A 21,212-nucleotide genomic window follows, 5' to 3' on the forward strand; every position below is an offset into this window, starting at 1 on the left:
GGCGGGCCTTCCTACCAGAGCAAAGCAAAAGCACATTCCATGAAACCATGCACGGGCCGCTTCGGTGGGAGGCGCGCCCCGCGGCGAAAGCGGATTGTCTGCCGGCTCAAAGCCAAAAGCTTCGCCCCGAGGGCGGGCCTCCAACAAAAGCACACTGCCGAGCATCGTGCCGGATTAACGGGGGGGGCATTCGCCGGCCGACTGTACGGCCGGCGTTGCCGGTCCGCTCAGTCCGCTGTGCCGTGCTCGGCCATGTAGCGATCACGTAGTTCGCGCTTGAGAACCTTACCAATGGCGCTGCGCGGTAGCTCGTCAGCCAGTTCCAGGCGTGCCAGGCGCTGGGTCTTACCAACGCGACCGTTGAACCAGTCCAATAGCGCTTCCGACGTTTCCGTCGCACCGGTCTTCAGCACCACGAAGGCCACCGGCGTTTCACCCCACCGCGTGGATGGCACCCCGATCACGGTGGCGTCGGCTATCGCAGGGTGTTCGCGCAGTATCGCTTCGAGATCGCTCGGGTACAGATTGAAGCCGCCGGAGATGATCATGTCCTTTTTGCGATCGAGCAGGGTCAGGAAGCCTTCATCGTCGAAGCGCCCGACGTCCCCGGTGCGGATAAAGCGCTTGCCGCTGGCGTCGAACCATTCGGCTTCGGCGGTTTTCTCAGGCTTGTTCAGGTAGCCGATCATCATCGCTGGCGAGTGCCCGACTATCTCGCCTACGGCGCCGGGTGGCAGCTCGTTGCCCTCGTTGTCGATCACACGGATGTCATGCCCTTCGGCCGGTTTGCCGACGGTGTGCAGTTTGTCCGGATATTCATGGGCAGCGAGGATGCAGGTGCCGCCGCCTTCGGTCATCCCGTAGAAATCCATCAGTGCACCGGGCCAACGCGCCAGGACGTCCGCCTTGAGCGCGGCGTTGAACGGGGCGCTGGTGCACATCTTGTAGCGGAAACGGCTGAGGTCGTAGTCGCTGAAATCAGCCCGCGCCATGATTCGCTGGTATTGCACCGGCACCAGCATGGTGTGGGTGACGCCGTGCTGCTGCGTCAGCCGCAGGTACTCGCCGGCTTCGAACTTGCTCATCAGCACCACCGTGCCGCCAAGCGCCAACGTTGGCAGAAAGGCGACCAGCGTGGTGTTGGAGTACAGCGGCGTGGAAATCAGCGTGGTGGCGTCGACGCCATAGTCGTAGGCCGCGCTGCGGCGGACATGTGCCCAGCGCATGGCGTGGGATTGCACGATGCCCTTGGGCTCGCCGGTGGTACCGGACGAGTAAATAATGTTGAACGCCCAGCTCGGCTGGATTGCCACCGGTTCCGGCATCGCATCGCTCAGCCATTCGGACAGCCCGTTCGCAGCTGTCTGATCCAATCGCAAGACTGGGCAAGGCAGTTGCGCCGAGATCGGTTCCAGGTGCTGCGCCGATTGCGCATCGACGAACAACAGCCGGGCCGAGGCGTCCGTCAGCATGGTCAGCAGGCTTTCGGCACTGGCGGACGGCGCCAGCGGGGCGACCGCTACACCGGCGCGCAACGCTCCGAGAAATACCGTCGCATATTCGATGGAATTAAGGGCGCATATAGCCAGCACATCGCCCGCCTGCAAACCGTCGCGCTGCAGCGCGGCAGCGACTCCGTTCATGGCGGCGTCGAGATGGGCGAAGCTCAAGCTGCGCCCGTCCTGGATCAGTGCGGGGTGCTCAGGTCGATGCTTGGCCCAGTGCCCTATAAGGTCCGGAACGGCGGCGAAGGGCTGGTCGAGATCGAGGGCATAGGGGCGGGTCAGGATATCCATGGCTGGCTCGTTCGGTCGGGTGAGATAAACGGCGCCGTGCAACAGCAGGTCGGCCCCAAGTTACGTCAACCTTCAGCGGTTATCGCATCCGCGGGAAGTGCTATTCGTTACGTCAATGGCAAACAATCAACAGTGGGAAACTTGCTGAGGGAATAGAGGCTGGCCTTTACCGTTACCTGGCTTCGATCATGCGCTCGCGGTGCGACAAGATAGCTCGGTCTTCGCCTTGGGCGCGTTAATTTTGCGACAATGCGGAATTTCCGATCAGGTGAGCCCGCCATGTCCGAACGCAATGTTATCCCGCTGATTCTCACTGCCGTCGGCAGCGTCATTGGCACCGTCGCGGTGCTGTCCTATTACGGCTATGTGCACATCGCCAAGCCAGAAGACGCCCTGCTATTGGCCGACTTCACCATGCTCAAGACCATTCCCGGCGAGGACTACCGCGTCTCGCTCAAGCCTGCGCCGCAGGTAGCGCAATGCATCGACGGCGTGCTGGTGATGTTCGATACCGAGCAGAAGGGTTTGACTGGTGTGCTGGTGGACAGCCGCAAGCAGGCGGTGCGCTGTGAAGGTGCGGCGATAGGACAGCGCAACGACTAACGGGCAAAAAAAACCGCATGAATGCGGGCAAAATCTAAAGCAACAGGTAACTTGCCGGGCGAGTTGCCTCGCCCGGTCGATCATTTATTCCATCGACGAGCGCGGGGCGACCTGCTGGTTGTCGTTGGAAATGGTCACTTCAACACGACGGTTCATGGCGCGATTGGAGGGAGAGTTGTTGCTCGCGACCGGATATTCCTCACCGTAGCCGACGGTTTGGATCCGCTGCGGATCGACACCGGCGCGGGTCAAAGCACGAAGCACGGACTCAGCGCGCCGCTGTGAGAGCTGCTGGTTATAAGAATCGGAGCCGGTGCTGTCGGTGTAGCCTTCAACCACCACCTTGCGCTCCGGATTCTCATTGAGGAAGTCGGCGAGCTTCTGCACGCCGCGCATCCCGGACGGCTTGAGGTCGGCCTTGTCCAAGTCAAACAGCACGTCGCCGAAGGTCACTAGCGTGCCGCGCTCGGTCTGCTTGGCCTGCAAGTCCTGCTGCAACTGGCGAATTTCCTGCTGCTGTCGCTTGAGCTGCTGCTCGCGTGATTCGAGACGGGCTTCTGCACGCTTGGCCGATGCCTTCTCGATCTCCTGTTCGGCGGTGCGTAGAGCGATGGTCTGTTCGGCGAGCTCGATACGGCGCTTGGTCAGGTAGGAGAGCTGGTCGACTTTTTCCTCGTCTGCATCGTTTAGGTAAGCCTGGTTGGCTTTTTCCAGCATGTTGCCGGCATCTTCGGTTTCCAGCGCGGCCAACTGATTGGAGCGGGCGTCGGCCTGCAGTTGTGAATATTGACTGCGGGCCTGCTCGAGATTCTGGTTGGGCTGAGAAGAACAGGCTGCCAGCCCGATGGTCATGGCCAGGACTGTTGGAAGAGTCAGTAATTTATTCATAACGGATCATCCTTTGGGAAGGGCGTGAGAATTGAACGTCGTGATTACTGGATGCTGCGCATGCTTTCTTCGCGCAGTTCCTGAATCCCCTGGTTGGCGTCCTCTACGGCCTTCTGCGCCTTGGCTGCCTGAGCCTTGCGCTCGGCGACGCGGGCATCCCACTCGGCTTGCTCGGCCAGCTTGCGGGCTTCGTCATAGTTTTCCTTTTGCATGGCCAGCTCGGCCTGCTTCCATTTTTCCCGTGCGGCGCGCATTTCGACCGCTGCGTATTCGGTGCCCCCTGCGCTTACCGCGCTACGTACCGCAGACTCGGTGACGGCGAACTGCTCATTCGGCGGGTTGCCGGCGCAGCCAGCCAACAGCAAGCCTCCAAGTGCAACGGCTGCAAGTTTGGGGAAGTGGAATCGCGAGAAGGGGCCTTCGATAGCGTTCATTTTCATGGTCAGTCTCCGATGGAAGTTTTGCCTGACGGATGGGAAACATTGCCCGCAAACGTTGCGCTCGGCCTGGAATCGAGTGGCCTGCGATCAGAACGGGCATGTTTTTGTGAGGCCATTTCGCCACAATCGTTCCAGTGGATAGGCAAACGGAGCGCTTGGATGGCGCTCTTTAGAGCCATCGGGACGGGCCGGAGACTGCCTCGGGTAGCCGCCTCGGTTCAGCCATACGGCGCATTGCGGGGCGTATTCAGTGGCAGAGGATCGTCTCTGAATTATTCCGATCGCTCGGCAAGTAGGCGCTCCAGATGCTTGCGCGAAAGTGCCAGGAAGCGCGGCGTAGGGCCGACGTCTTCATAGATCGGGTCGCCTTGCTCGTCGGTGGAAATTACCTTCGTGCCCTGTTTGTAAGGGAGGCTGGTTTCGATGGCTTCGAGCGCGGCGCCCACCAGCTCTCCGAGCAGCTCATCGGTGCTGCGCTTGGGATACATCTCGGCCAGTGCAGCCAGCCGCGCAGCACTCTCGACATCCAGCGGAATGGTGTATTGCGCGCTGCTCATGCGGCCGGTGGCAGTGCTTTCCCACTCACGGACCAGTTCTGAGATTTTCATCAAGCTCCATCCTTAGCTCGCCATGCGAGCGACATTTGCGTGAAATGCGAGCGGCCGTCGAAGAGGCGCGTTCTTGCGCCATGCCTTGTCATCGACGAACGCGCTGGGCACTCTGTTTGGAGGGTTCTTACAGCGTAGCCGTTCAGCATCGATTGCAGATCGGCTGCGAGCCTTCGACGGTGCGGCCTGGGAGATACGAACATGGCGAAAATCGACGCGCGCCTGCGCGAGAACGTTCATTTGCTCGGCGAACTGCTGGGCAACACCATTCGCGAACAACACGGCGATGCGTTCTTCGACAAGATCGAGCGCATCCGCAAAGGCGCCAAGGGCGCGCGCCGCGGTTCTGCCGACGGGGCCAAGCTGTTGCAGGAAACCCTCGACGGGCTGGCGGACGACGAATTGCTGCCCATGACCCGTGCGTTCAATCAATTTCTCAACCTGGCCAATATCGCCGAGCAATATCACCAGGTGCGTCGTAGGCGTCCCGGCGAACCGGCGCCTTTCGAAGCTGGGGTGCTGTCCGGTTTGCTCGAGCGACTCAAGGGCGAAGGCTTCGATCAGGATGTTCTTGCGCGTAAGGTCGGCCGGCTGGAGGTCGAGCTGGTGCTGACTGCGCACCCGACCGAGGTCTCGCGGCGCACCTTGATTCAAAAATACGACGCCATCGCCGCGCAACTGGCGGCCCGCGACCACACCGATCTCGGTGCGGCGGAGCTGGCCCAAATCGAACTGCGCCTGCAGCGGCTGATCGCCGAGGCCTGGCACACCGAGGAAATTCGCCGCAGTCGGCCGACACCGGTGGAGGAGGCGAAATGGGGCTTCGCCGTGATCGAAAACTCGCTCTGGCAGGCATTGCCGAATGTGCTGCGACATACCGATCAGGCACTCAGTCGCAGCACCGGCTTGCATTTGCCGCTGGATGCCGCGCCGATCCGCTTTGCATCCTGGATGGGTGGCGATCGCGACGGCAATCCCAACGTGACGGCGAAAGTGACCCGCGAGGTGCTGTTGCTGGCGCGCTGGATGGCGGCTGATTTATTCCTGCGTGATATCGAAGGGTTGATCGCCGCGCTGTCGATGCAGACCGCAAGTGACGAGCTGTTGCGTCACAGCGGCGAGTCGGCCGAGCCCTACCGGGCGCTGCTCAAGGGCTTGCGAGGGCGCCTTCTGGCCACGCGGGAATGGGCGCGCAGCGCGGTCGAACACGACCAGCCGGCGCCGCGCGCGGTACTACAGGAAAACCGCGAGCTTCGGGAGCCGCTGGAACTGTGCTATCGCTCGTTGCATGCAAGCGGCATGGGTGTGATCGCTGACGGCGCTTTGCTCGATACACTGCGTCGGGTCGCTGCGTTCGGGCTGTTTCTGGTGCGCCTCGACATCCGTCAAGACTCGGCTCGGCACGTCGCGGCCATGGCGGAAATTACCGATTACCTGGGCATAGGCCACTACGACCAGTGGGACGAGCAGCAGCGCCTGGATTTCCTCCAGCGCGAGCTGAGCAATCGCCGACCGCTGCTGCCTTCGCATTTCCAGCCTTCAGCCGAGACCGCTGAGGTGTTGGCGACTTGTCGCGTGGTGGCGCAGGCACCGGGTGCATCGCTCGGCTCGTACGTCATTTCCATGGCCAGGGGCGCGTCGGATGTGCTGGCGGTACAGCTATTGCTGAAGGAGTCCGGCCTGCAGCGGCCGATGCGCGTAGCGCCGCTGTTCGAGACGCTGGACGATCTGAACAATGCCGGTCCGGCCATTGATCGTCTGCTGGCACTGCCCGGTTACCGCCAGCGCTTGCATGGTCCGCAAGAGGTGATGATCGGCTATTCGGACTCCGCCAAGGATGCCGGGACGACGGCTGCGGCTTGGGCGCAATATCGCGCTCAGGAACGCCTCGTCGAGATCTGCCGTGAACATCAGGTCGAGCTGCTGCTGTTCCATGGCCGTGGCGGCACCGTCGGTCGCGGTGGCGGCCCAGCCCATGCGGCGATCCTGTCGCAGCCGCCCGGATCGGTGGCGGGGCGTTTCCGCACAACCGAGCAAGGCGAGATGATTCGCTTCAAGTTCGGTCTGCCGGACATTGCTGAGCAGAACCTCAATCTGTATCTGGCAGCCGTGCTGGAGGCGACCTTGCTACCGCCGCCGATGCCCGAGCCGGACTGGCGCGAAACCATGGATCGGCTGGCCGCGGAAGGCGTCGAGGCCTACCGCAGCGTGGTGCGCGATCACCCGCAATTCGTCGAATACTTCCGCCAGGCCACGCCCGAGCAGGAACTCGGCCGTTTGCCGCTGGGCAGCCGGCCATCGAAGCGTCGCGAAGGCGGCGTCGAGAGTCTGCGGGCGATTCCCTGGATATTCGCCTGGACACAGACCCGGCTGATGCTCCCCGCCTGGCTGGGCTGGGAGCAGGCGTTGCAGGTCGCACTGGAGCGCGGCGATGGCGAGCGGCTGAGAACCATGCGTGAACGCTGGCCTTTTTTCAGCACCCGTATCGATATGCTTGAGATGGTGCTGGCCAAGGCCGATGCGGATATCGCCGAGCGGTACGACGAGCGTCTGGTTTCGCCGCAATTGCAGCCCTTGGGTAGTGATTTGCGTGACCGATTGTCGCAGGCGGTCGAGGCCGTGCGGGGCCTGACCGGGCAGTCCGAATTGCTGGCGCATAGTCCCGAGACGCTTGAGGCATTCAGCTTGCGCAACACCTATCTAGACCCGTTGCACCTGATGCAGACCGAACTGCTGGCTCGTTCGCGGCAACAGCAGAACCCGGCGCAAAGCCCTCTGGAGCAAGCCTTGCTGGTTAGTGTCGCGGGTATCGCGGCCGGGTTGCGCAATACGGGCTGAGCCCAAAATAAAAGCGGACCGCGCCGCGCCGGGCTATTGTCATCGTGGCCGCGCGGTGCCGTTTTATCGTCATTCAGCGCCCGGCAATCTGCCCCATTCGCGTCGCGCTGGGGCCGCTTGTCTGCGTTCTGTGCGCTGTGTATCGTGTTCAACCTTTTGTCGCATGGCGGCAAACCAGAATTTTTGATTCGCCAGCGGTAGGGTTGCAGTCAATCGGCCCTGGCGGCATCCCTTTTGCAAACTTGAGGACTCATCCATGCGCGTAATTTTGCTGGGAGCACCCGGTGCCGGGAAAGGCACACAGGCACGCTTCATTACCGAGAAGTTCGCCATCCCGCAAATTTCTACCGGCGACATGTTGCGTGCAGCGGTCAAGGCCGGTTCGCCACTGGGCCTGCAGGTCAAAGATGTGATGGACAGCGGTGGTCTGGTTTCCGACGAGATCATCATTGCGTTGATCCAAGAGCGTTTGCAGCAGGCCGATTGCAGCAATGGTTTTCTCTTTGACGGCTTCCCACGCACCATTCCGCAAGCCGAAGCACTGCGCGACGCTGGCGTGAAACTGGACCACGTGCTGGAAATCGCGGTGGAGGATGAGGAAATCGTCGGTCGTCTGTCTGGCCGCTGGGTACATTCAGCTTCGGGCCGTGTCTATCACACCGAGCACAACCCGCCGAAAGTGGCCGGTGTCGATGATGTCACCGGTGAGGAATTGATTCAGCGCAAGGACGATCTGGAAGAAACCGTCCGCCACCGTCTGGCTCTGTACCACTCGCAGACCAAGCCGCTGGTGGCCTTCTACCAGACCCTCGAAGCCGCTAAAGGCACCCCCAAGTGCAGCCGCGTCGAAGGCGTCGGCTCGGTGGAAGAGATCACTGCCAAGGTGCTGGCTGCGCTCAGCTGAAAAAAGCGTGAAGCCGAGAAGAGCGCTGGAGGCTCGACGAGAACGCTGCATACGACAGTAGACGAAAGCTTGACGCAAAGAGCATCGGCCCGTTTCGTCCAGCCTCCAGCGGCAGTTGCGCTACAATCGCCGCCCTTTTTTTCGACTGACCGGAACTGCCGATGACCACGCTGCTGGCCCTGGATACCGCCACTGAAGCCTGCTCCGTCGCGCTGCTGCATGACGGTCGCGTGCTGAGCCACTACGAGGTGATTCCCCGGCTGCATGCGCAACGGCTGCTACCGATGATTCAGACCCTGCTGGGCGAGGCTGGCATCGCTTTATCGGCGGTCGATGCGCTGGCGTTTGGCCGTGGTCCGGGTGCGTTCACTGGGGTGCGCATCGCTGTCGGCGTGGTTCAGGGGTTGGCCTTCGCACTGCAGCGTCCGGTGCTGCCGGTGTCGACCTTGGCCACCATCGCCCAGCGGGCACACCGCGAGCACGGCGTGGAGCAGGTGGCGGTGGCTATCGACGCGCGCATGGATGAGGTCTATTGGGGTTGCTATCGTCTACATGAAGGCGAGATGCAGCTGGCCGGCACCGAAGCCGTTCTGCCGCCGGAACAGGTCAGCCTGCCGCGTAATGGCTCGGGAAACTGGTTTGCTGCCGGCACGGGCTGGCGCTACGGCGAGCGCCTAGCGGTGCGGCCGGCCGCGGTCGACGCCACGCTGTTGCCGCATGCCGAAGACCTGCTCCGCTTAGCCGGTTTTGCCTGGCAGCGCGGAGAAGCGTTGGAGGCCGATCAGGCACAGCCGATCTACCTGCGTGACAACGTCGCCACCCCGAAGGCCGTTCAGTGACGGGCGGCATTGCCAATTCCCAAACGGCTCGCTAGAGTTCGGCGAACTTGAACAGGTGAATGATGCGCCTCAACGGTCTCGCCCCCTCAGCCTATCCCATCGAACGCGCTCCCTTGCGGGAAAACGCGCCGGTGCCCTATCGCGAAAGCGAAAAGGCGGCCGGGCAGGCACGCGAGTCCATTATCACTCCGGCCGGTCAGGCCGATTCGACCTACGAACATCTCTTCCAGCGCAGCAAGAGCGAGTCCACCGATTACGCCTCGGTGGTGTCTGGCGATTTCATGCCGGCGCGCTTCGAGGCAATGATGGAGCGCCCGCTGACCAACCGCGCGGCGCAGGCGCTGCAGAGCTATGGCACCACCGCCAGCTTCAGTGCCGATATCGATGCCCATGAAGTGCTCGGACTGGATCTCTACGCCTGAGGCGTAGCCAATCCCGTTGAGCCTTCCCTACTTCCTCGGTTGCCCGTCCTGGAACGATGCTGCCTGGCGCGGTTCGCTCTATCCGCCTGGACTGCCGGCGGCCGACTTCCTTTCCCGCTATTGCTCGGTCTTCAACACTGTCGAGGGGAACACGACGCTCTATGCCTGGCCGTCGGAGCAGAAGATCGAACGTTGGGCGGCGTTGATGCCCGAAGGGTTTCGCTTCTGCGCCAAATTACCGCGGGAAATCAGCCAGGCACCAAATCTGCGTGAAGCATCCGACCTGGTCTTGTCGTTCCGTTCGCTGCTGGCACCGCTGGGCCAGCGCGTCACCCCGTTCTGGTTGCAACTGCCAGCCAGTTTCGGCCCGGCTCGCCTCGCCGAACTGGCGCAGCTGATCGAGACGCTGGACCGACCGCTGGCCGTCGAGGTGCGCCACACCGCCTTCTTCGCCAAAGGCGAGGAGGAGCGTGCGCTCAATCGATTGTTATATGAGCGTGGCGTAGAGCGGATTTGCATGGATACCCGCGCGCTGTTCAGCTGCCAATCACGTGATCCGGCGTTGTTGCATGCGCAAAGCAAGAAGCCGCGGCTGCCGGTCCGACCCGCGGCCTTCAGTGAGTCGCCACAGCTACGCTTCGTCGGGCATCCCGAGTTAGAAGCCAATGACCGCTTTCTCGCGCCCTGGCTGGAGAAAGTCGCGGAATGGATCGAGGCGGGTAAGCGTCCGCATGTTTATCTGCACACGCCAGACAATCGCCTGGCGCCCGATCTGGCCATGCGCTTTCATGATCAGCTCAGTGCACGGCTGCCAGGTCTGCCGCCGTTGGCAATTCCTGCGATGCAGAGCGAGTCGCAGCTGTCGCTGCTCGCAGACTAAGGCTGACGCGGCGTTGCGTGGCAGGACAGACAGCGGTCCGTGGATAGGCTGCAACCTTGGATCGCTCGCGTTGCCAAAGCCAGCATGACTTTTGGCCGTTTCTTCCTGTTACTGCTGCTCGCGCTCGCCGGATTCGTCTACGCAGTATGGCGTGGTCACGTCGACGTTCCGGCAAAGTGGAATCCCTGGGCGCCGCTGGATATCCGCGAGGCGCCTAACCTGCTCACCTCCTTCAAATTGCAGCGTCTGCAGGATAACCGCGTGCTTTGCGAACAGGCGTTGACGACATCGGATCTCGAGTATGTCGCCGTGCCCGACAGCACGCCGCAAGCGGGTTGTCCGGTGGAGAACGCGGTACGCGTCACGGGATCGGCGGTGCGCTTCAACGGTGCGTTCCTCGCGACCTGTCCGCTGGCGGCGGCTTATGCGCTGTTCGAACGGCATGGCTTGCAGCCAGCGGCGCAGCAAGTGTTCGGCCAGCCGGTGGTGCGCGTCGATCACTTCGGCAGCTTCGCCTGCCGCAATATCGCGCGCAGCAACAGGCGCAGTCAGCACGCTTCGGCCAACGCACTGGATCTGGCCGGTTTCCGGTTGCAAGACGGCACGCGGATCACCGTCGCTCGCGACTGGAAGGGCGAAGATGAAAAGGCGCGCTTCCTCCGGCAGGTCAAGGCGGCCGCCTGCGATGCGTTCAAGATCACCCTGAGCCCTGAATACAACGCCGCCCATCACGATCATTTTCACGTGGATATGGGCGGCTTTGGCATGTGCCGCTGAGGCATGCCGGTGCCTGCTCTGGCAGAATGCGGCGTTTTCCGTCACCGAGCTGCGTATGACTGCTTCTCCTCCGTTGGTCCGTATAGAAGCGCTTGCTCCACAGTTTGCTGAGCAGGCGGACATCTGGGCGTCGCGGCTGGGCTTGTCATCCCATGTGGATGAAGCGGTGTTCGCCCTGCAACTGGGCGAGTCCGGGCTGCAGCTGCAACTGCTCGGTCCACAGGCGCCGGGTCCGGTACGGGTGGATTTCATCGAAGGGGGCGCCGCGCATCGTCGTCAGTTCGGCGGCGGCAGCGGTCAGATGATCGCCAAGGCGGTCGGCATCCAGCCTGGCATTCGCCCCAGCGTGCTGGACGCCACGGCCGGGCTCGGGCGCGATGCCTTCGTGCTGGCGACCCTGGGTTGTGAAATGATCCTGTTCGAGCGCCAACCGCTGATCGCTGCGCTGTTGGAGGATGGCCTGGCGCGCGGTCGCGAGGATGCCGAAGTGCGCGCTATCGTCGAACGCATGTGCTTGCGTCAGGGCAATGCCATCGAGCTGATGACCCAATGGCAGGGCGAACCGCCGCAGGTCATTTATCTCGATCCGATGTTTCCGCACCGGGAAAAAAGCGCACTGGTGAAAAAGGAAATGCGCCTGTTTCGCCCCTTCGTCGGCGACGACCTGGACGCCGGCCTGCTGCTTGAACAGGCATTGCAGTTGGCCAGCCACCGCGTAGTGGTGAAACGACCGCGCAAGGCGCCTGCCATCGACGGCCCGAGGCCAGGCTACAGCCTGGAAGGCAAGTCCAGCCGCTACGACATTTACCCGAAGAAGAAACTGCTACCTACCGGCCAATGAGCTTTGTGCGAACGCCCAGTGCGCCTGGCGAAATCCAGCCGTAACGCATGATCGCTCTACCTGTTGACCGGCACCTGCCGTTGCGTTGGCCTTGCTTAATATCGCCAAGAGTGGCATTCCTAGCTCAGGCCGTTTGTGGCTAAACGGTGGTTACCTAGATCGCGTAGAAGGAAGAGCATATGCAGATCCAAGTACATAGCGATAACCACATCGAAGGAAGCGCCCGTCTCGTCGATTGGGTCAGCGGCAATGTTGCCGACAAACTGGATCGATTCGACGACGAAGTCACCCGCGTCGTGGTGCATCTGAACGACGAGAACGGCATCAAAGCCGGTGCTCATGACAAGCGTTGCCAGATCGAGGCCCGGCCGAAGGGCCAGCAGCCGGTCTCCGTCACACACAAGGCGGCATCCCTGGAACTGGCGGTCGACGGCGCCATCGACAAACTCAACAACGCTCTCAAGCATCAATTCGGAAAGCTGCGGAGCAAGCGCGCATCCGCGCCGACACCGATGGAAGGCGAGACCCTCGAGGTCGAAGATCGGGATGCATTGCTGGAGGAAGATTTCCTCGCCGACGAGCAACTGCGCACCTCCTGAAGCCTGCCGTTCGCGACTCGTCCGCGTGAACTCGGACGCATCTCCCATCGAAACAGGCAGGCATCGTCCCGCGATGCCTGCCCTTGCTTCAGTTATCACTCAACCCAGCTGATCCTATCGCCGCCCGATTGTCGGTAACACGGCCACCGGGCCTATCGATTCCTGACGCCTGTGCTATACCCCATTGAGGTACTGCACGAGGAGCGCCGAACACCGGCGCGCTAGGCTCGCGGCGGACCTTGACGAGAGGGGGACGAAGCGCGTGGGAATGGCTCGAGTGGCCGCCCATTGCCATCAACGAGTGAGGTGACACCATGACCATGATGCAATGCGAATACCGCGATCACGTCATTACTGCCGAAGTAATGGAGCATCCGGGCACTCCGACTCCCTGGGCTGGCGGTTGCCGAATAAGCAATCTTCAGGGGCAGACCACCCGGCGTATGGCCCTTCCGGTCGGGCACGCCTTCATGGCGGAACTCGAACAAGCACAGCGGGCGTCCATAGCGCACGGCAAGTGGTTGGTGGACCAATATCTGAGTCAAGGAAGACAGCTGTTCGGTAAGGCTGCGTAAATTCTCTTCATGCCTGTCGTGCCGCTCTGGTGCGGCAGGCTTTTGCGATGGATCCGTTATTGCGCCCGCCGCTGAGTCGATCCTGAAGCGCTGCCGCTACGCTATCTATTGAACTGTGCCTGCCCCAATCCTCTCTATCTAGAACAGCCGGATCGCCAGCAAGGCGGCTCGGAACCCTCTTGGTAGCCTGACGGAGCCCCTCATGGAATTACCCAATAAAGACCTCGGCACTCTTTTCGAACAACTGGGCCTGTCTTCGGACCCGGCCAGCATTGACGCCTTTATCGCCAGCCACCGGCCCTTGCCCAACCACATCAAAGTCTCCGAAGCGCCATTCTGGAGCGAGGCCCAAGGCTCGTTTCTCAAGGAGCAGCTAATGGAAGACGCCGAGTGGGCGCCCATAGTCGATGAGCTCAACGTACGACTGCATGAGCAGGGTAATGAGCTTTCAAAGATCTAATGGCACCTCCTACGGTGCAACACAGGCGGTAGCGGCCCGCGGCGGGAAAAGCTGACAGGGATCAACCTATTACAGCCGCGTGGGTCCCCGCTGTGCTCGGTTGCTTGCTGACATCGATTCACTAGAATCCGCGTTCCTGCGCGTCCGCCGCGCCCCGATTCAGAAGGACAGCCATGACTTCCGACCAACCGGCCGCCACCAGCGGCCTCGACATCACTGCGCGCTACGCCTGCGCCAAAGCCCTTGCCCTCGAGGCGGCGCAATTGGGCATGGAGTACTACCGAAAGCGCGACGCCCTGACCGTCGAGCACAAGGGTGACGATCTACAGGACGTGGTGAGCATCGCTGACAAACAGATCGAAGACTTCATACGCGCTCGGCTTGGCGAATGCTTCCCCGAGGATGGCTTTCTCGGCGAGGAGAGCGGTTCGGCCGATCTCGGCGCCCGCTGCGTGTGGGTGATCGATCCCATTGACGGCACGGCCTGCTTCGTCAACGGCCTGCATAACTGGTGCGTGTCGATTGGCCTGATGATCGACGGCGAACCGCACTTGGGCGTCATTGCCGATCCTAACCATGACGAGCTGTTCCATGGCTGTCTGGGCCAGGGCGCGTACGTCAATGACACGCTGCTGAAGGTCAGCGGCGCGACCCACGTGGGGCAGGGCGTGACCGCTACCGGCACCTTTCACCCGCGTGGCAAAGAGCACTTCATACCCTTTTTGGAAAAGCTGCTGGCCGAAGGCGGCATGTTCTTCCGCAACGGCTCCGGTGCATTGATGACGGCTTATGTAGCGGCCGGGCGCCTGCTCGGCTACTACGAGACAGAGCTCAAGAGTTGGGACTGCATGGCCGGGCTGGTGCTGGTGAGAGAAGCGGGCGGACGAGTGAACGACTTCTTCCGCAATGACGGGCTGCTGCGCGGCAATCCTTATCTGGTCGCTTGCCCGGGGGTCTATCCGCAGTTGGCCGAGATGATCGGCCCATCGCTGGACGGTTGAGGTATTCCGTTCTGGACGCTGGAGTGTCCTGGGTTTCGTTCCCACGCATCGAGCGCAGGAACGATCCATTTTGATCCAGGTCTCGTCGCTGCGCTCAACAGCGACGCGTTGGCTATCGACTCAGGTGCGCAGCTCCGGCGGTACGGTGCCGCCGTGTTCGGCGAGCTTGTGCATCACGGTACGGTGCAGCCAGGTGTTCATCTTCGCCGAGTCGGCCATTTGGTCGGGCGGGCAGCCCAGTTCGGTAGCGAGCTCTTTGCGCGATTCCAGGCTGCTATCAAGGCCCAGCAATTTCATCAGATCGACGATGGAGGTGCGCCAGTTCAGCTGCTCCGGGAAGTTCGCCGCCATGCCGTCGAGCTTTGCCGGAACATCTACCGCCGCGGTCGAAGGCCCTCCGGCTTCGTTGCTTGGTCCGGCGCCGGGCGGGGTAGTCGTGGCGTTATGAGCGGCCGTCGGGCGCTCGGAATCGACGACCGTATCCGGCGCATGCTGGTTCGGCGTGTTGTTCGGGTCGACGGGCTTGTGTGCTTCGTTGCTGACGCCGCCCATGCCCAGTTTTTCTTTGATCGTATCGAACAGGCCCATTGCATGATCCTCGGTTGATGTGGGTAGCCTTTGGACTACCGCCGCGGCCAGGACATTCAATCCCGCAGGTCGGAGCGATGCGCAGGAGCAACCGTCCGTCCGGCGACTCGCTAGCGTGCAGCCGTTTCATCGATTGCCGCCGCCGTGCCACCGCCGAGGGCGACGTAGAGTTCGATCAGGTTCTGCACCTGCGCGCGTTGCACCTGTATGAAGGCCTGCTCGGCATCGAAGCGGTTGCGTTCGGCGTCGAGCACTTCCAGGTAATTCACCACGCCTTCGGCATAGCGCTCCTTGGCCAGCTCGGCGATGCGCCGCAGGGTAGCGACGTTCTCCTGCTGCGCCGCGACCTGCTCGGCCAGATAGCGGCGACCGGCAAGGGCATCGGCTACTTCCCGGAAGGCCACTTCGATAGCGCGTTCGTATTCGGCGATGGCGATGTTCTCGCGGGCTTCGGCGACTGTCAGGTTGCCGCGATTACGACCGAAGTCGAACAGCGGCAAGCTGATCGACGGGCCGATGCTCCAGGTGCGGTTATCGCTGCCGATCAGGTTGCTCAGCTCGGTAGAGGCATAGCCGGCACTGCCGGTCAGTGAAACCTGTGGAAAGAAGGCGGCGCGTGCGACGCCAATGTTCGCGCGGGCAGCACGCAGCTGTTCTTCGGCGGCGAGGATGTCGGGGCGCACCAGCAGCAATTCCGACGGCAGACCCGCGGCCAAGGTGACCGGGTTGGTTTGTCGCGCCAACGCGTTGGCGTCCGGTAACGGGGCGGGCGGTTCGCCGCCGATCAGCTGGGTCAGGAAATTAAGCTGTTGCGCACGCGTTAGGCGCAGCGCGGCCAGCGCGGTTTCGGCCTGGGTGAGCAGTGCCTGGGCCTGGTTGAAATCCAGCGCCGAGGTGATACCCGCGTCGAAGCGTACCTGGGCGATGCGCAGGCCGTCGCGGCGGCTGCGTACGGTGGCTTCCGCCAGCGCGATACGCTCGTCGGCCTCGCGCACCGCCAGATAGGTGGCACTGACATCGGCGATCAACGACAAACGAAATGCCCGCTGCGCCTCGACAGTGGCCAGGTACTGTGCTCTCGCCGCTTCGCTTAAGTTGCGTACGCGACCCCAGAAGTCCAGCTCGAAGGCAGTGACGCCAATGCCCAGCGAGTAACGTTCGACCACACCGCCGCCCGCGGCAGTGGCATTGCTACCTTGTACGCCGCCAGCCCCGGCGCCTGCTGAAGTGCCGAATCCGCCACCGCCTCCGGTGGGAAAGCGGCCCCGACTGGCGTCGGCATTGAGACCGAGGCTGGGGTAGCGATCCGCGTCCTGGACACGAAACTGGCCACGCGCTTCCTCGATGCGTTCCACGGCCACTTGCAGGTCACGATTGCGCTCCAGTGCCGAGTCGATCAGCACTTGCAGGCGAGGATCGAGCAGGAAGTCGCGCCAGCCAATGCTCGCCGGAGCGACATCCCCTGCATCGGTGTTGTACGCCTGCGGATAGCGCGACGCGGTAGGCGACTCGGGGCGCTCATGGGGCGGTGCGAACTGGCATCCGGCGAGCAGGCTGATCAGTAGCACCGACGCGGGCCTACGCATGGTCCGGCTCCTCGTCGTGCTTGCTGGCCTTGTCTTCGCTGGTGGGCGGTCGGCGCTTGCTTAGCCAGCGGCGTACGCTGAGGTAGAACAATGGGATGTAGAACAGCCCGAGCAGGGTGGCGACGATCATTCCGCCCATCACGCCGGTACCGACCGCCACGCGACTGGCCGCCCCGGCACCGCTGGACAGCACCAGTGGCAGCATGCCGAGGATGAAGGTCAGCGAGGTCATCAGGATCGGCCGGAAACGCAGCCGTACCGCGCTCATCACCGCATCCGTGAGGTTTTTTCCGTGGCCTTCCTCTTCGATGGCGAATTCGACGATGAGGATCGCATTCTTCGCCGACAGGCCAATAATGGTCACCAGGCCGACGTTGAGATACACATCCGCCGGTAAGTCGCGGAGCATTGCGAACAGCACCGCGCCGAGCGCGCCAAACGGCACCACCAGCAGCACGGCGATGGGCACCGTCCAGCTTTCGTAGAGCGCCGCCAGCACCATCAGCACCATCAGCAACGAAAGCCCCAGCAGCATGCCGACTTGTCCGGACGCTTGCTGTTCTTCATAGGAAACCCCGGTCCACTCGAAATCGAAGCCATCCGGTAACTCGCCCGCCAGCCGCTCCATCTCTTTCATGGCCTCGCCAGTGGTATGGCCACCGGCGGCGTTGCCGGAAATGGTCATGGCCGGGTAGCTGTTGTAGCGTTCCAGCTGGGTAGGCCCCTGCGTCCATTTCACCGTGGCGAAGGCTCCGAAGGGCACATTCTCACCCTGTTCGTTGAGCACCTTGAGATTCAGCACATCCTCAGGCGTCATGCGATAGGGCGAATCGGCCTGCAACAGGACTTGCAGCACGCGGCCGTCGAGGTTGAAGTCATTAGCATAAGCGCTGCCGAAGTGAGTGCTCAGTGTGGTGTTGACCTCGGCGATCGAAAGCCCCAGCGCGCGCGCCTTGATCCGGTCGACGTCCACTCGCAGTCGGGGCGCGTCATCAGCCCCCTCGGGTCGCACCCCTTCGAGTATCGAGCTTTGATTCCCCTCGGCAATCAACCGGTCTCGCGCATCGACCAGCGTCTGGTAGCCGTTGTTGCCGCGATCCTCCAGTTTGAAGGTGAAGCCGCCGGAGACACCCAACGAGGGAATCGACGGTGGGTTTAGCGCAAAGACCGTTGCCTCCTTGATCTGCGAGAACGCGCCCATGGCCTGTCGCACCAGCGTCGGCGCGCTTTGTTCCTCCTCCGGTCGTTCATCCCAGGGCGTTAGCGTGACGAAGGACATCGCATTGGCCTGACCCTGGCCGAAAAAACTGAAACCATAGACGACGAACGTATTCGTCACATGAGGCTGCTCAGAGTAAAACGCGGTGACCTGCTCCATCGCTTCGGTGGTGCGCTTGACAGTGGAGCCAGGCGGGGCCTGCACGACTGTCATCACCGAACCTTGATCCTCTTCCGGCAGGAAGGCGCCGGGCATGCGCATGAACAGGAAGGCGGTGATCACCATCAATCCCGCAAATGGCAATAGAAACCACAGCGGCCTTGTGAGAACGCCGCTAACGGCATGGTTGTAGTGGCGTGTCGTGCGGTCGAGCCCGCGATTGAACGGCCCGAAAATGCGTTGGCTCCAGCCACGCTTCCCCGATTCATTCGAGCGGGGCTTCAGCACCGTCGCACAAAGGGCCGGGGTCAGCGTGAGTGCGAGCAAGGTCGAGATCGCTACCGCGATGGAAAGCGTCACCGCGAACTGCTGATAAATGGCTCCGGTGGAGCCCGGAAAGAAGGCAAGTGGCACGAACACGGCGATCAACACGAGGGTGGTACCGATGACCGGCGCGGTCACCTGACCCATCGCTTTTACCGTCGCCTCGGAGGGCGGCAGATTTTCTTCATCCATGATCCGCGTAACGTTTTCCACTACAACGATAGCGTCGTCCACCAGGGTGCCGATGGCCAGCACCATGCCGAACAGGCTGAGCAGATTGATGGAAAAACCTGCCAGCCAAAGCCCCAGGCAGGTACCTGCCAGCGTGATGGGAATGATGATGGTTGGGATGATCGTGGTGCGCCAGTTCTGCAGGAACAACAGCATTACCAGTATCACCAGGATCATCGCCTGGCCCAATGTCACCAGCACCTCCTCGATCGAGGCCGAGATGAAAGGCGTGGAATCGTAGGGGATCGACCAGGCGACATCCTCGGGAAAACTCGATTCCAGCTCGGCCATCCGTTGCTTGATGCCGCTGGCCGTGTCCAGCGAGTTGGCGCCGGGAGCGAGCTGAATGGCCAGGCCGGCAGTGGGCTGGCCGTTCAGCTCGCTCTTTATTGTGTAGTCTTCGGCGCCAAGCTCCACGCGTGCCACATCACCGAGGCGCACCGCCGAACCATCTGGATTGGCCCGCAGGATGATGTTTTCGAATTCCTCCGGTGAACTGAAACGTCCTTGCGTCTCGATAGGCGCATTGATATCGGTGCCCTCGCTCAGCGGCAGGGCACCAATGGAGCCGCCGGCGGCCTCGCTGTTCTGCTCTTGGACTTGGGCCAACACCTCACTGGCCGAGATGTTGAAGCTCGCCATGCGATCAGGGTCGAGCCATATACGCATGGCGTACGGGGTGTAGAACTCGCGAATATCGCCAACCCCTTCTACTCGACGTAACTCGTCAACGATATTGGTAGTGGCGAAATGACCCAGCTCCAGGCTATTCATCGCGCCGCTTTTCGAATTGATCGACACGATCAGCAGAAAGTTGGACGACGCCTGGAATACCCGAATGCCCTGGCGCCGGACCTCTTCAGGAAGGCGCTGTTCGACGCGGGTCAGAAGGTTCTGTACTTCCATCTGCGCGACGTCGATGTCGGTGCCGGGCTCCAGAGTAAGCTCGATCGACGCGCTGCCATTCGACCGGCTGGTCGAATTCAAATACAGATAACCGTCGACACCGTTGAGCTCCTCTTCGATCACCTGGGTAACGTTGGTTTCCAATACCGAGGCGTCCGCGCCGGGGTAGGTGACGTTGATGTTGAGCACGGGCGGCGCGATCGAGGGGTACTGTTCTATCGGCAGGCTCCGCAGAGCGAGCACCCCACCCAGGGCAATGCCCAACGCGATGACCCAGGCAAATATCGGGCGACGTATGAAAAATGTCGGCGTCATTGTTGGGAAGGCTCGGCTGGCGGGGCGTCACCTTCGGGGTGGTTGTCGTATGGCACCGTGCGCACCGGCTGGCCATCGCGCGCATTCTGCCCGCCCTCGATAATGATCCGGTCGCCGTCCCGCAGGCCGTCGCGTATTACCCAGTTGCTGCCATTCAGCTCGCCCAGCTCGATATCTCGCGTGGTGACCATGCCATCCTCGCCGACCAGCTGCACGCGGGCGCCGCGTTCGCTGATCATCACGGCGCGTTGTGGAATCAGAAAGCCGTTCGGTCGGACGCCGGCATTGATCCGTGCGCGCACGAACTGGCCGGGTAGTAACAGTCGGTTCGGATTGGGGAACTCGGCGCGCGCAGCCACGGTGCCGGTGGTTTCATCGATGCTCATGGCGTAAAAGTCGATGTAGCCGGGCTGTGGGAACTCAGTGCCATTCTCCAGTATCAGTTTCACCTCGACGTGGCCTTCTTCCGGCAGCTTCAGCTCACCTGAGGCGATCTGTGCGCGAATCTGCAGCAGATCGGAACTGGACTGGGAGAAATTCACGTAGACCGGATCGAACTGCTCGACGGTGGTCAGCAAGGTGCCGTTGGCGGCGCTCACCAGCGCGCCCTCAGTAACCTGCGCGCGGCCCGCACGCCCCTCGATTGGTGAATCGACTCGGGTGTATTCCAGGTTCAGCTCGGCGGATTGAACATTCGCCTGAGCCTGCGACACATCGGCCCTGGCTGTACGCAGCGTGGCTAGAGCGGTGTCGTACTCCTGCTGGCTGATCGCTTGCTTGGCGACCAGTCCCTTATAGCGCCTGACGTCCTGCGCGGCGTTCTGTGCGGTGGCTTCGGCGCGTTCCAGTGCCGCTTGGGCGGCCTTCAGATTGGCGCGCATCTCCCGCGGATCGATCTGGAACAGTGGCGTTCCGACTTCGACATCGGTGCCTTCCTCGTACAAGCGTTTCTGGATGATGCCATCGACCCGCGCTCGGATCTCGGCGACCCTGACTGCTTGGACCCGTCCCGGCAGTTCGATGATATTGGCGACCGGATGTGGATCGACGGCCATGACCGCCACCTCGGGTGGTGGCGGTGCAGGTTGTTCAGCGTTCTTGTCGTCGGAGCAGGCAACCAGCAATAGCACCGTGGCGCTGACTAGCGCACTGTTCAGCAGTAACAGCCTCATTCAATCTGACCTTCATTTGGCGTTCGCACAGCCCCCGCTGCGGTATAGCGCGCGGACTTACACTCGACCGCGGCGGCGCGAGTGCGGTTCCGGCAAAAGTCTCATTCGCGGGTAATGCGCCTCTGGTAGCCAGCAATATGTCGATTGGCACGGGTCAAGCGCTGCCTGCTTGGCGATACCCCTCGGTGCGCATCGCCAGCCGTGAGCGGGCGCCATCGAGGGGACGGCAGCGGTTTGGTAA

At 62.1% G+C, this 21,212-nt stretch carries 20 protein-coding genes; 12 read left to right on the forward strand and 8 right to left on the reverse strand.

Going from position 1 to position 21,212, the window contains the following annotated elements; genetic code table 11:
- Nucleotides 1-227: 227 nt before the first annotated feature.
- Entirely contained in the window at nt 228-1,796 is a 1,569-nt protein-coding gene (locus tag AC2LD7_RS14500; RefSeq protein WP_484598438.1) for a class I adenylate-forming enzyme family protein, read from the reverse strand.
- A gap of 279 nt (nt 1,797-2,075) precedes the next feature.
- On the opposite strand from AC2LD7_RS14500, the gene AC2LD7_RS14505 reads away from it, so the two are divergent.
- Entirely contained in the window at nt 2,076-2,399 is a 324-nt protein-coding gene (locus AC2LD7_RS14505; protein WP_484598439.1) for a PA3694 family proteiin, read from the forward strand.
- Between the two features lie 84 nt (nt 2,400-2,483).
- Here the strand turns inward: AC2LD7_RS14505 and lptF are convergent, their stop codons facing one another.
- The 3 genes from lptF to AC2LD7_RS14520 form a co-directional block, all read right to left on the reverse strand.
- Nucleotides 2,484-3,287, reverse strand: a complete 804-nt coding sequence (gene lptF, locus AC2LD7_RS14510; protein WP_484598440.1) for a lipotoxin F family OmpA-related lipoprotein LptF — start codon at nt 3,285-3,287, stop codon at nt 2,484-2,486.
- Between the two features lie 44 nt (nt 3,288-3,331).
- On the reverse strand, nt 3,332-3,727 hold the full coding sequence (locus AC2LD7_RS14515) for a DUF4398 domain-containing protein (RefSeq protein ID WP_484598441.1): 396 nt from the start codon (nt 3,725-3,727) through the stop codon (nt 3,332-3,334).
- A 272-nt stretch (nt 3,728-3,999) separates the two neighbouring features.
- On the reverse strand, nt 4,000-4,335 hold the full coding sequence (locus AC2LD7_RS14520; RefSeq protein WP_484598442.1) for a pilin assembly protein: 336 nt from the start codon (nt 4,333-4,335) through the stop codon (nt 4,000-4,002).
- A 201-nt stretch (nt 4,336-4,536) separates the two neighbouring features.
- On the opposite strand from AC2LD7_RS14520, the gene ppc reads away from it, so the two are divergent.
- The 11 genes from ppc to AC2LD7_RS14575 all read left to right on the forward strand — a co-directional run bounded on the left by ppc (nt 4,537) and on the right by AC2LD7_RS14575 (nt 14,471).
- Nucleotides 4,537-7,173: a phosphoenolpyruvate carboxylase gene (ppc, locus tag AC2LD7_RS14525; protein ID WP_484598443.1), complete on the forward strand. Its 2,637-nt coding sequence runs from the start codon at nt 4,537-4,539 to the stop codon at nt 7,171-7,173.
- Between the two features lie 256 nt (nt 7,174-7,429).
- Nucleotides 7,430-8,077, forward strand: a complete 648-nt coding sequence (gene adk / locus AC2LD7_RS14530; RefSeq protein ID WP_484598444.1) for an adenylate kinase — start codon at nt 7,430-7,432, stop codon at nt 8,075-8,077.
- 161 nt (nt 8,078-8,238) lie between these two features.
- Nucleotides 8,239-8,916, forward strand: a complete 678-nt coding sequence (gene tsaB, locus AC2LD7_RS14535; protein ID WP_484598445.1) for a tRNA (adenosine(37)-N6)-threonylcarbamoyltransferase complex dimerization subunit type 1 TsaB — start codon at nt 8,239-8,241, stop codon at nt 8,914-8,916.
- A gap of 59 nt (nt 8,917-8,975) precedes the next feature.
- A complete protein-coding gene (locus AC2LD7_RS14540) occupies nt 8,976-9,338 on the forward strand; it encodes a hypothetical protein (RefSeq protein ID WP_484598446.1) in 363 nt (120 codons plus the stop codon).
- 16 nt (nt 9,339-9,354) lie between these two features.
- Nucleotides 9,355-10,218 carry a DUF72 domain-containing protein gene (locus AC2LD7_RS14545; RefSeq protein WP_484598447.1) on the forward strand — a complete coding sequence of 288 codons (864 nt, stop codon included), beginning with the start codon at nt 9,355-9,357 and terminating at the stop codon, nt 10,216-10,218.
- A gap of 84 nt (nt 10,219-10,302) precedes the next feature.
- The gene (locus tag AC2LD7_RS14550; protein ID WP_484598481.1) at nt 10,303-10,995 is read left to right on the forward strand and encodes an extensin-like domain-containing protein; all 693 of its coding nucleotides are present in this window, start codon (nt 10,303-10,305) and stop codon (nt 10,993-10,995) included.
- 55 nt (nt 10,996-11,050) lie between these two features.
- Complete coding sequence (locus tag AC2LD7_RS14555) at nt 11,051-11,836, forward strand: class I SAM-dependent methyltransferase (protein WP_484598448.1); 786 nt, start codon at nt 11,051-11,053, stop codon at nt 11,834-11,836.
- A 179-nt stretch (nt 11,837-12,015) separates the two neighbouring features.
- Entirely contained in the window at nt 12,016-12,435 is a 420-nt protein-coding gene (locus tag AC2LD7_RS14560; protein WP_484598449.1) for an HPF/RaiA family ribosome-associated protein, read from the forward strand.
- Between the two features lie 314 nt (nt 12,436-12,749).
- Nucleotides 12,750-13,010 carry a hypothetical protein gene (locus tag AC2LD7_RS14565; RefSeq protein ID WP_484598450.1) on the forward strand — a complete coding sequence of 87 codons (261 nt, stop codon included), beginning with the start codon at nt 12,750-12,752 and terminating at the stop codon, nt 13,008-13,010.
- A gap of 202 nt (nt 13,011-13,212) precedes the next feature.
- On the forward strand, nt 13,213-13,470 hold the full coding sequence (locus AC2LD7_RS14570) for a DUF2789 domain-containing protein (RefSeq protein ID WP_484598451.1): 258 nt from the start codon (nt 13,213-13,215) through the stop codon (nt 13,468-13,470).
- Nucleotides 13,471-13,643: 173 nt separating this feature from the next.
- The gene (locus AC2LD7_RS14575) at nt 13,644-14,471 is read left to right on the forward strand and encodes an inositol monophosphatase family protein (RefSeq protein WP_484598452.1); all 828 of its coding nucleotides are present in this window, start codon (nt 13,644-13,646) and stop codon (nt 14,469-14,471) included.
- A gap of 120 nt (nt 14,472-14,591) precedes the next feature.
- On the opposite strand, the gene AC2LD7_RS14580 is transcribed toward AC2LD7_RS14575, so the two are convergent.
- The 4 genes from AC2LD7_RS14580 to AC2LD7_RS14595 form a co-directional block, all read right to left on the reverse strand.
- Nucleotides 14,592-15,059 carry a DUF3597 domain-containing protein gene (locus AC2LD7_RS14580; RefSeq protein WP_484598453.1) on the reverse strand — a complete coding sequence of 156 codons (468 nt, stop codon included), beginning with the start codon at nt 15,057-15,059 and terminating at the stop codon, nt 14,592-14,594.
- 110 nt (nt 15,060-15,169) lie between these two features.
- Nucleotides 15,170-16,645, reverse strand: coding sequence for an efflux transporter outer membrane subunit (locus AC2LD7_RS14585; RefSeq protein WP_484598454.1), 1,476 nt, complete (start codon nt 16,643-16,645; stop codon nt 15,170-15,172).
- The gene (locus AC2LD7_RS14590; protein WP_484598455.1) at nt 16,638-19,799 is read right to left on the reverse strand and encodes a multidrug efflux RND transporter permease subunit; all 3,162 of its coding nucleotides are present in this window, start codon (nt 19,797-19,799) and stop codon (nt 16,638-16,640) included. Before AC2LD7_RS14590 ends, AC2LD7_RS14585 begins: the two co-directional genes overlap by 8 nt.
- On the reverse strand, nt 19,796-20,971 hold the full coding sequence (locus AC2LD7_RS14595) for an efflux RND transporter periplasmic adaptor subunit (RefSeq protein ID WP_484598456.1): 1,176 nt from the start codon (nt 20,969-20,971) through the stop codon (nt 19,796-19,798). The genes AC2LD7_RS14590 and AC2LD7_RS14595 overlap by 4 nt, the downstream gene beginning before the upstream one ends.
- Nucleotides 20,972-21,212: the final 241 nt, after the last annotated feature.

Source organism: Stutzerimonas sp., assembly GCF_982611455.1.

Coding starts and splice junctions, on each gene's coding strand:
- AC2LD7_RS14505 (WP_484598439.1), top strand. CDS start 2,076: ATGTCCGAACGCAATGTTATCCCGCTGATTCTCACTGCCGTCGGCAGC.
- AC2LD7_RS14520 (WP_484598442.1), bottom strand. CDS start 4,335: ATGAAAATCTCAGAACTGGTCCGTGAGTGGGAAAGCACTGCCACCGGC.
- AC2LD7_RS14590 (WP_484598455.1), bottom strand. CDS start 19,799: ATGACGCCGACATTTTTCATACGTCGCCCGATATTTGCCTGGGTCATC.
- AC2LD7_RS14560 (WP_484598449.1), top strand. CDS start 12,016: ATGCAGATCCAAGTACATAGCGATAACCACATCGAAGGAAGCGCCCGT.
- AC2LD7_RS14540 (WP_484598446.1), top strand. CDS start 8,976: ATGATGCGCCTCAACGGTCTCGCCCCCTCAGCCTATCCCATCGAACGC.
- lptF (WP_484598440.1), bottom strand. CDS start 3,287: ATGAATAAATTACTGACTCTTCCAACAGTCCTGGCCATGACCATCGGG.
- AC2LD7_RS14550 (WP_484598481.1), top strand. CDS start 10,303: ATGACTTTTGGCCGTTTCTTCCTGTTACTGCTGCTCGCGCTCGCCGGA.
- AC2LD7_RS14570 (WP_484598451.1), top strand. CDS start 13,213: ATGGAATTACCCAATAAAGACCTCGGCACTCTTTTCGAACAACTGGGC.
- adk (WP_484598444.1), top strand. CDS start 7,430: ATGCGCGTAATTTTGCTGGGAGCACCCGGTGCCGGGAAAGGCACACAG.
- tsaB (WP_484598445.1), top strand. CDS start 8,239: ATGACCACGCTGCTGGCCCTGGATACCGCCACTGAAGCCTGCTCCGTC.
- AC2LD7_RS14575 (WP_484598452.1), top strand. CDS start 13,644: ATGACTTCCGACCAACCGGCCGCCACCAGCGGCCTCGACATCACTGCG.
- ppc (WP_484598443.1), top strand. CDS start 4,537: ATGGCGAAAATCGACGCGCGCCTGCGCGAGAACGTTCATTTGCTCGGC.
- AC2LD7_RS14595 (WP_484598456.1), bottom strand. CDS start 20,971: ATGAGGCTGTTACTGCTGAACAGTGCGCTAGTCAGCGCCACGGTGCTA.
- AC2LD7_RS14585 (WP_484598454.1), bottom strand. CDS start 16,645: ATGCGTAGGCCCGCGTCGGTGCTACTGATCAGCCTGCTCGCCGGATGC.
- AC2LD7_RS14580 (WP_484598453.1), bottom strand. CDS start 15,059: ATGGGCCTGTTCGATACGATCAAAGAAAAACTGGGCATGGGCGGCGTC.
- AC2LD7_RS14515 (WP_484598441.1), bottom strand. CDS start 3,727: ATGAAAATGAACGCTATCGAAGGCCCCTTCTCGCGATTCCACTTCCCC.
- AC2LD7_RS14555 (WP_484598448.1), top strand. CDS start 11,051: ATGACTGCTTCTCCTCCGTTGGTCCGTATAGAAGCGCTTGCTCCACAG.
- AC2LD7_RS14500 (WP_484598438.1), bottom strand. CDS start 1,796: ATGGATATCCTGACCCGCCCCTATGCCCTCGATCTCGACCAGCCCTTC.
- AC2LD7_RS14565 (WP_484598450.1), top strand. CDS start 12,750: ATGACCATGATGCAATGCGAATACCGCGATCACGTCATTACTGCCGAA.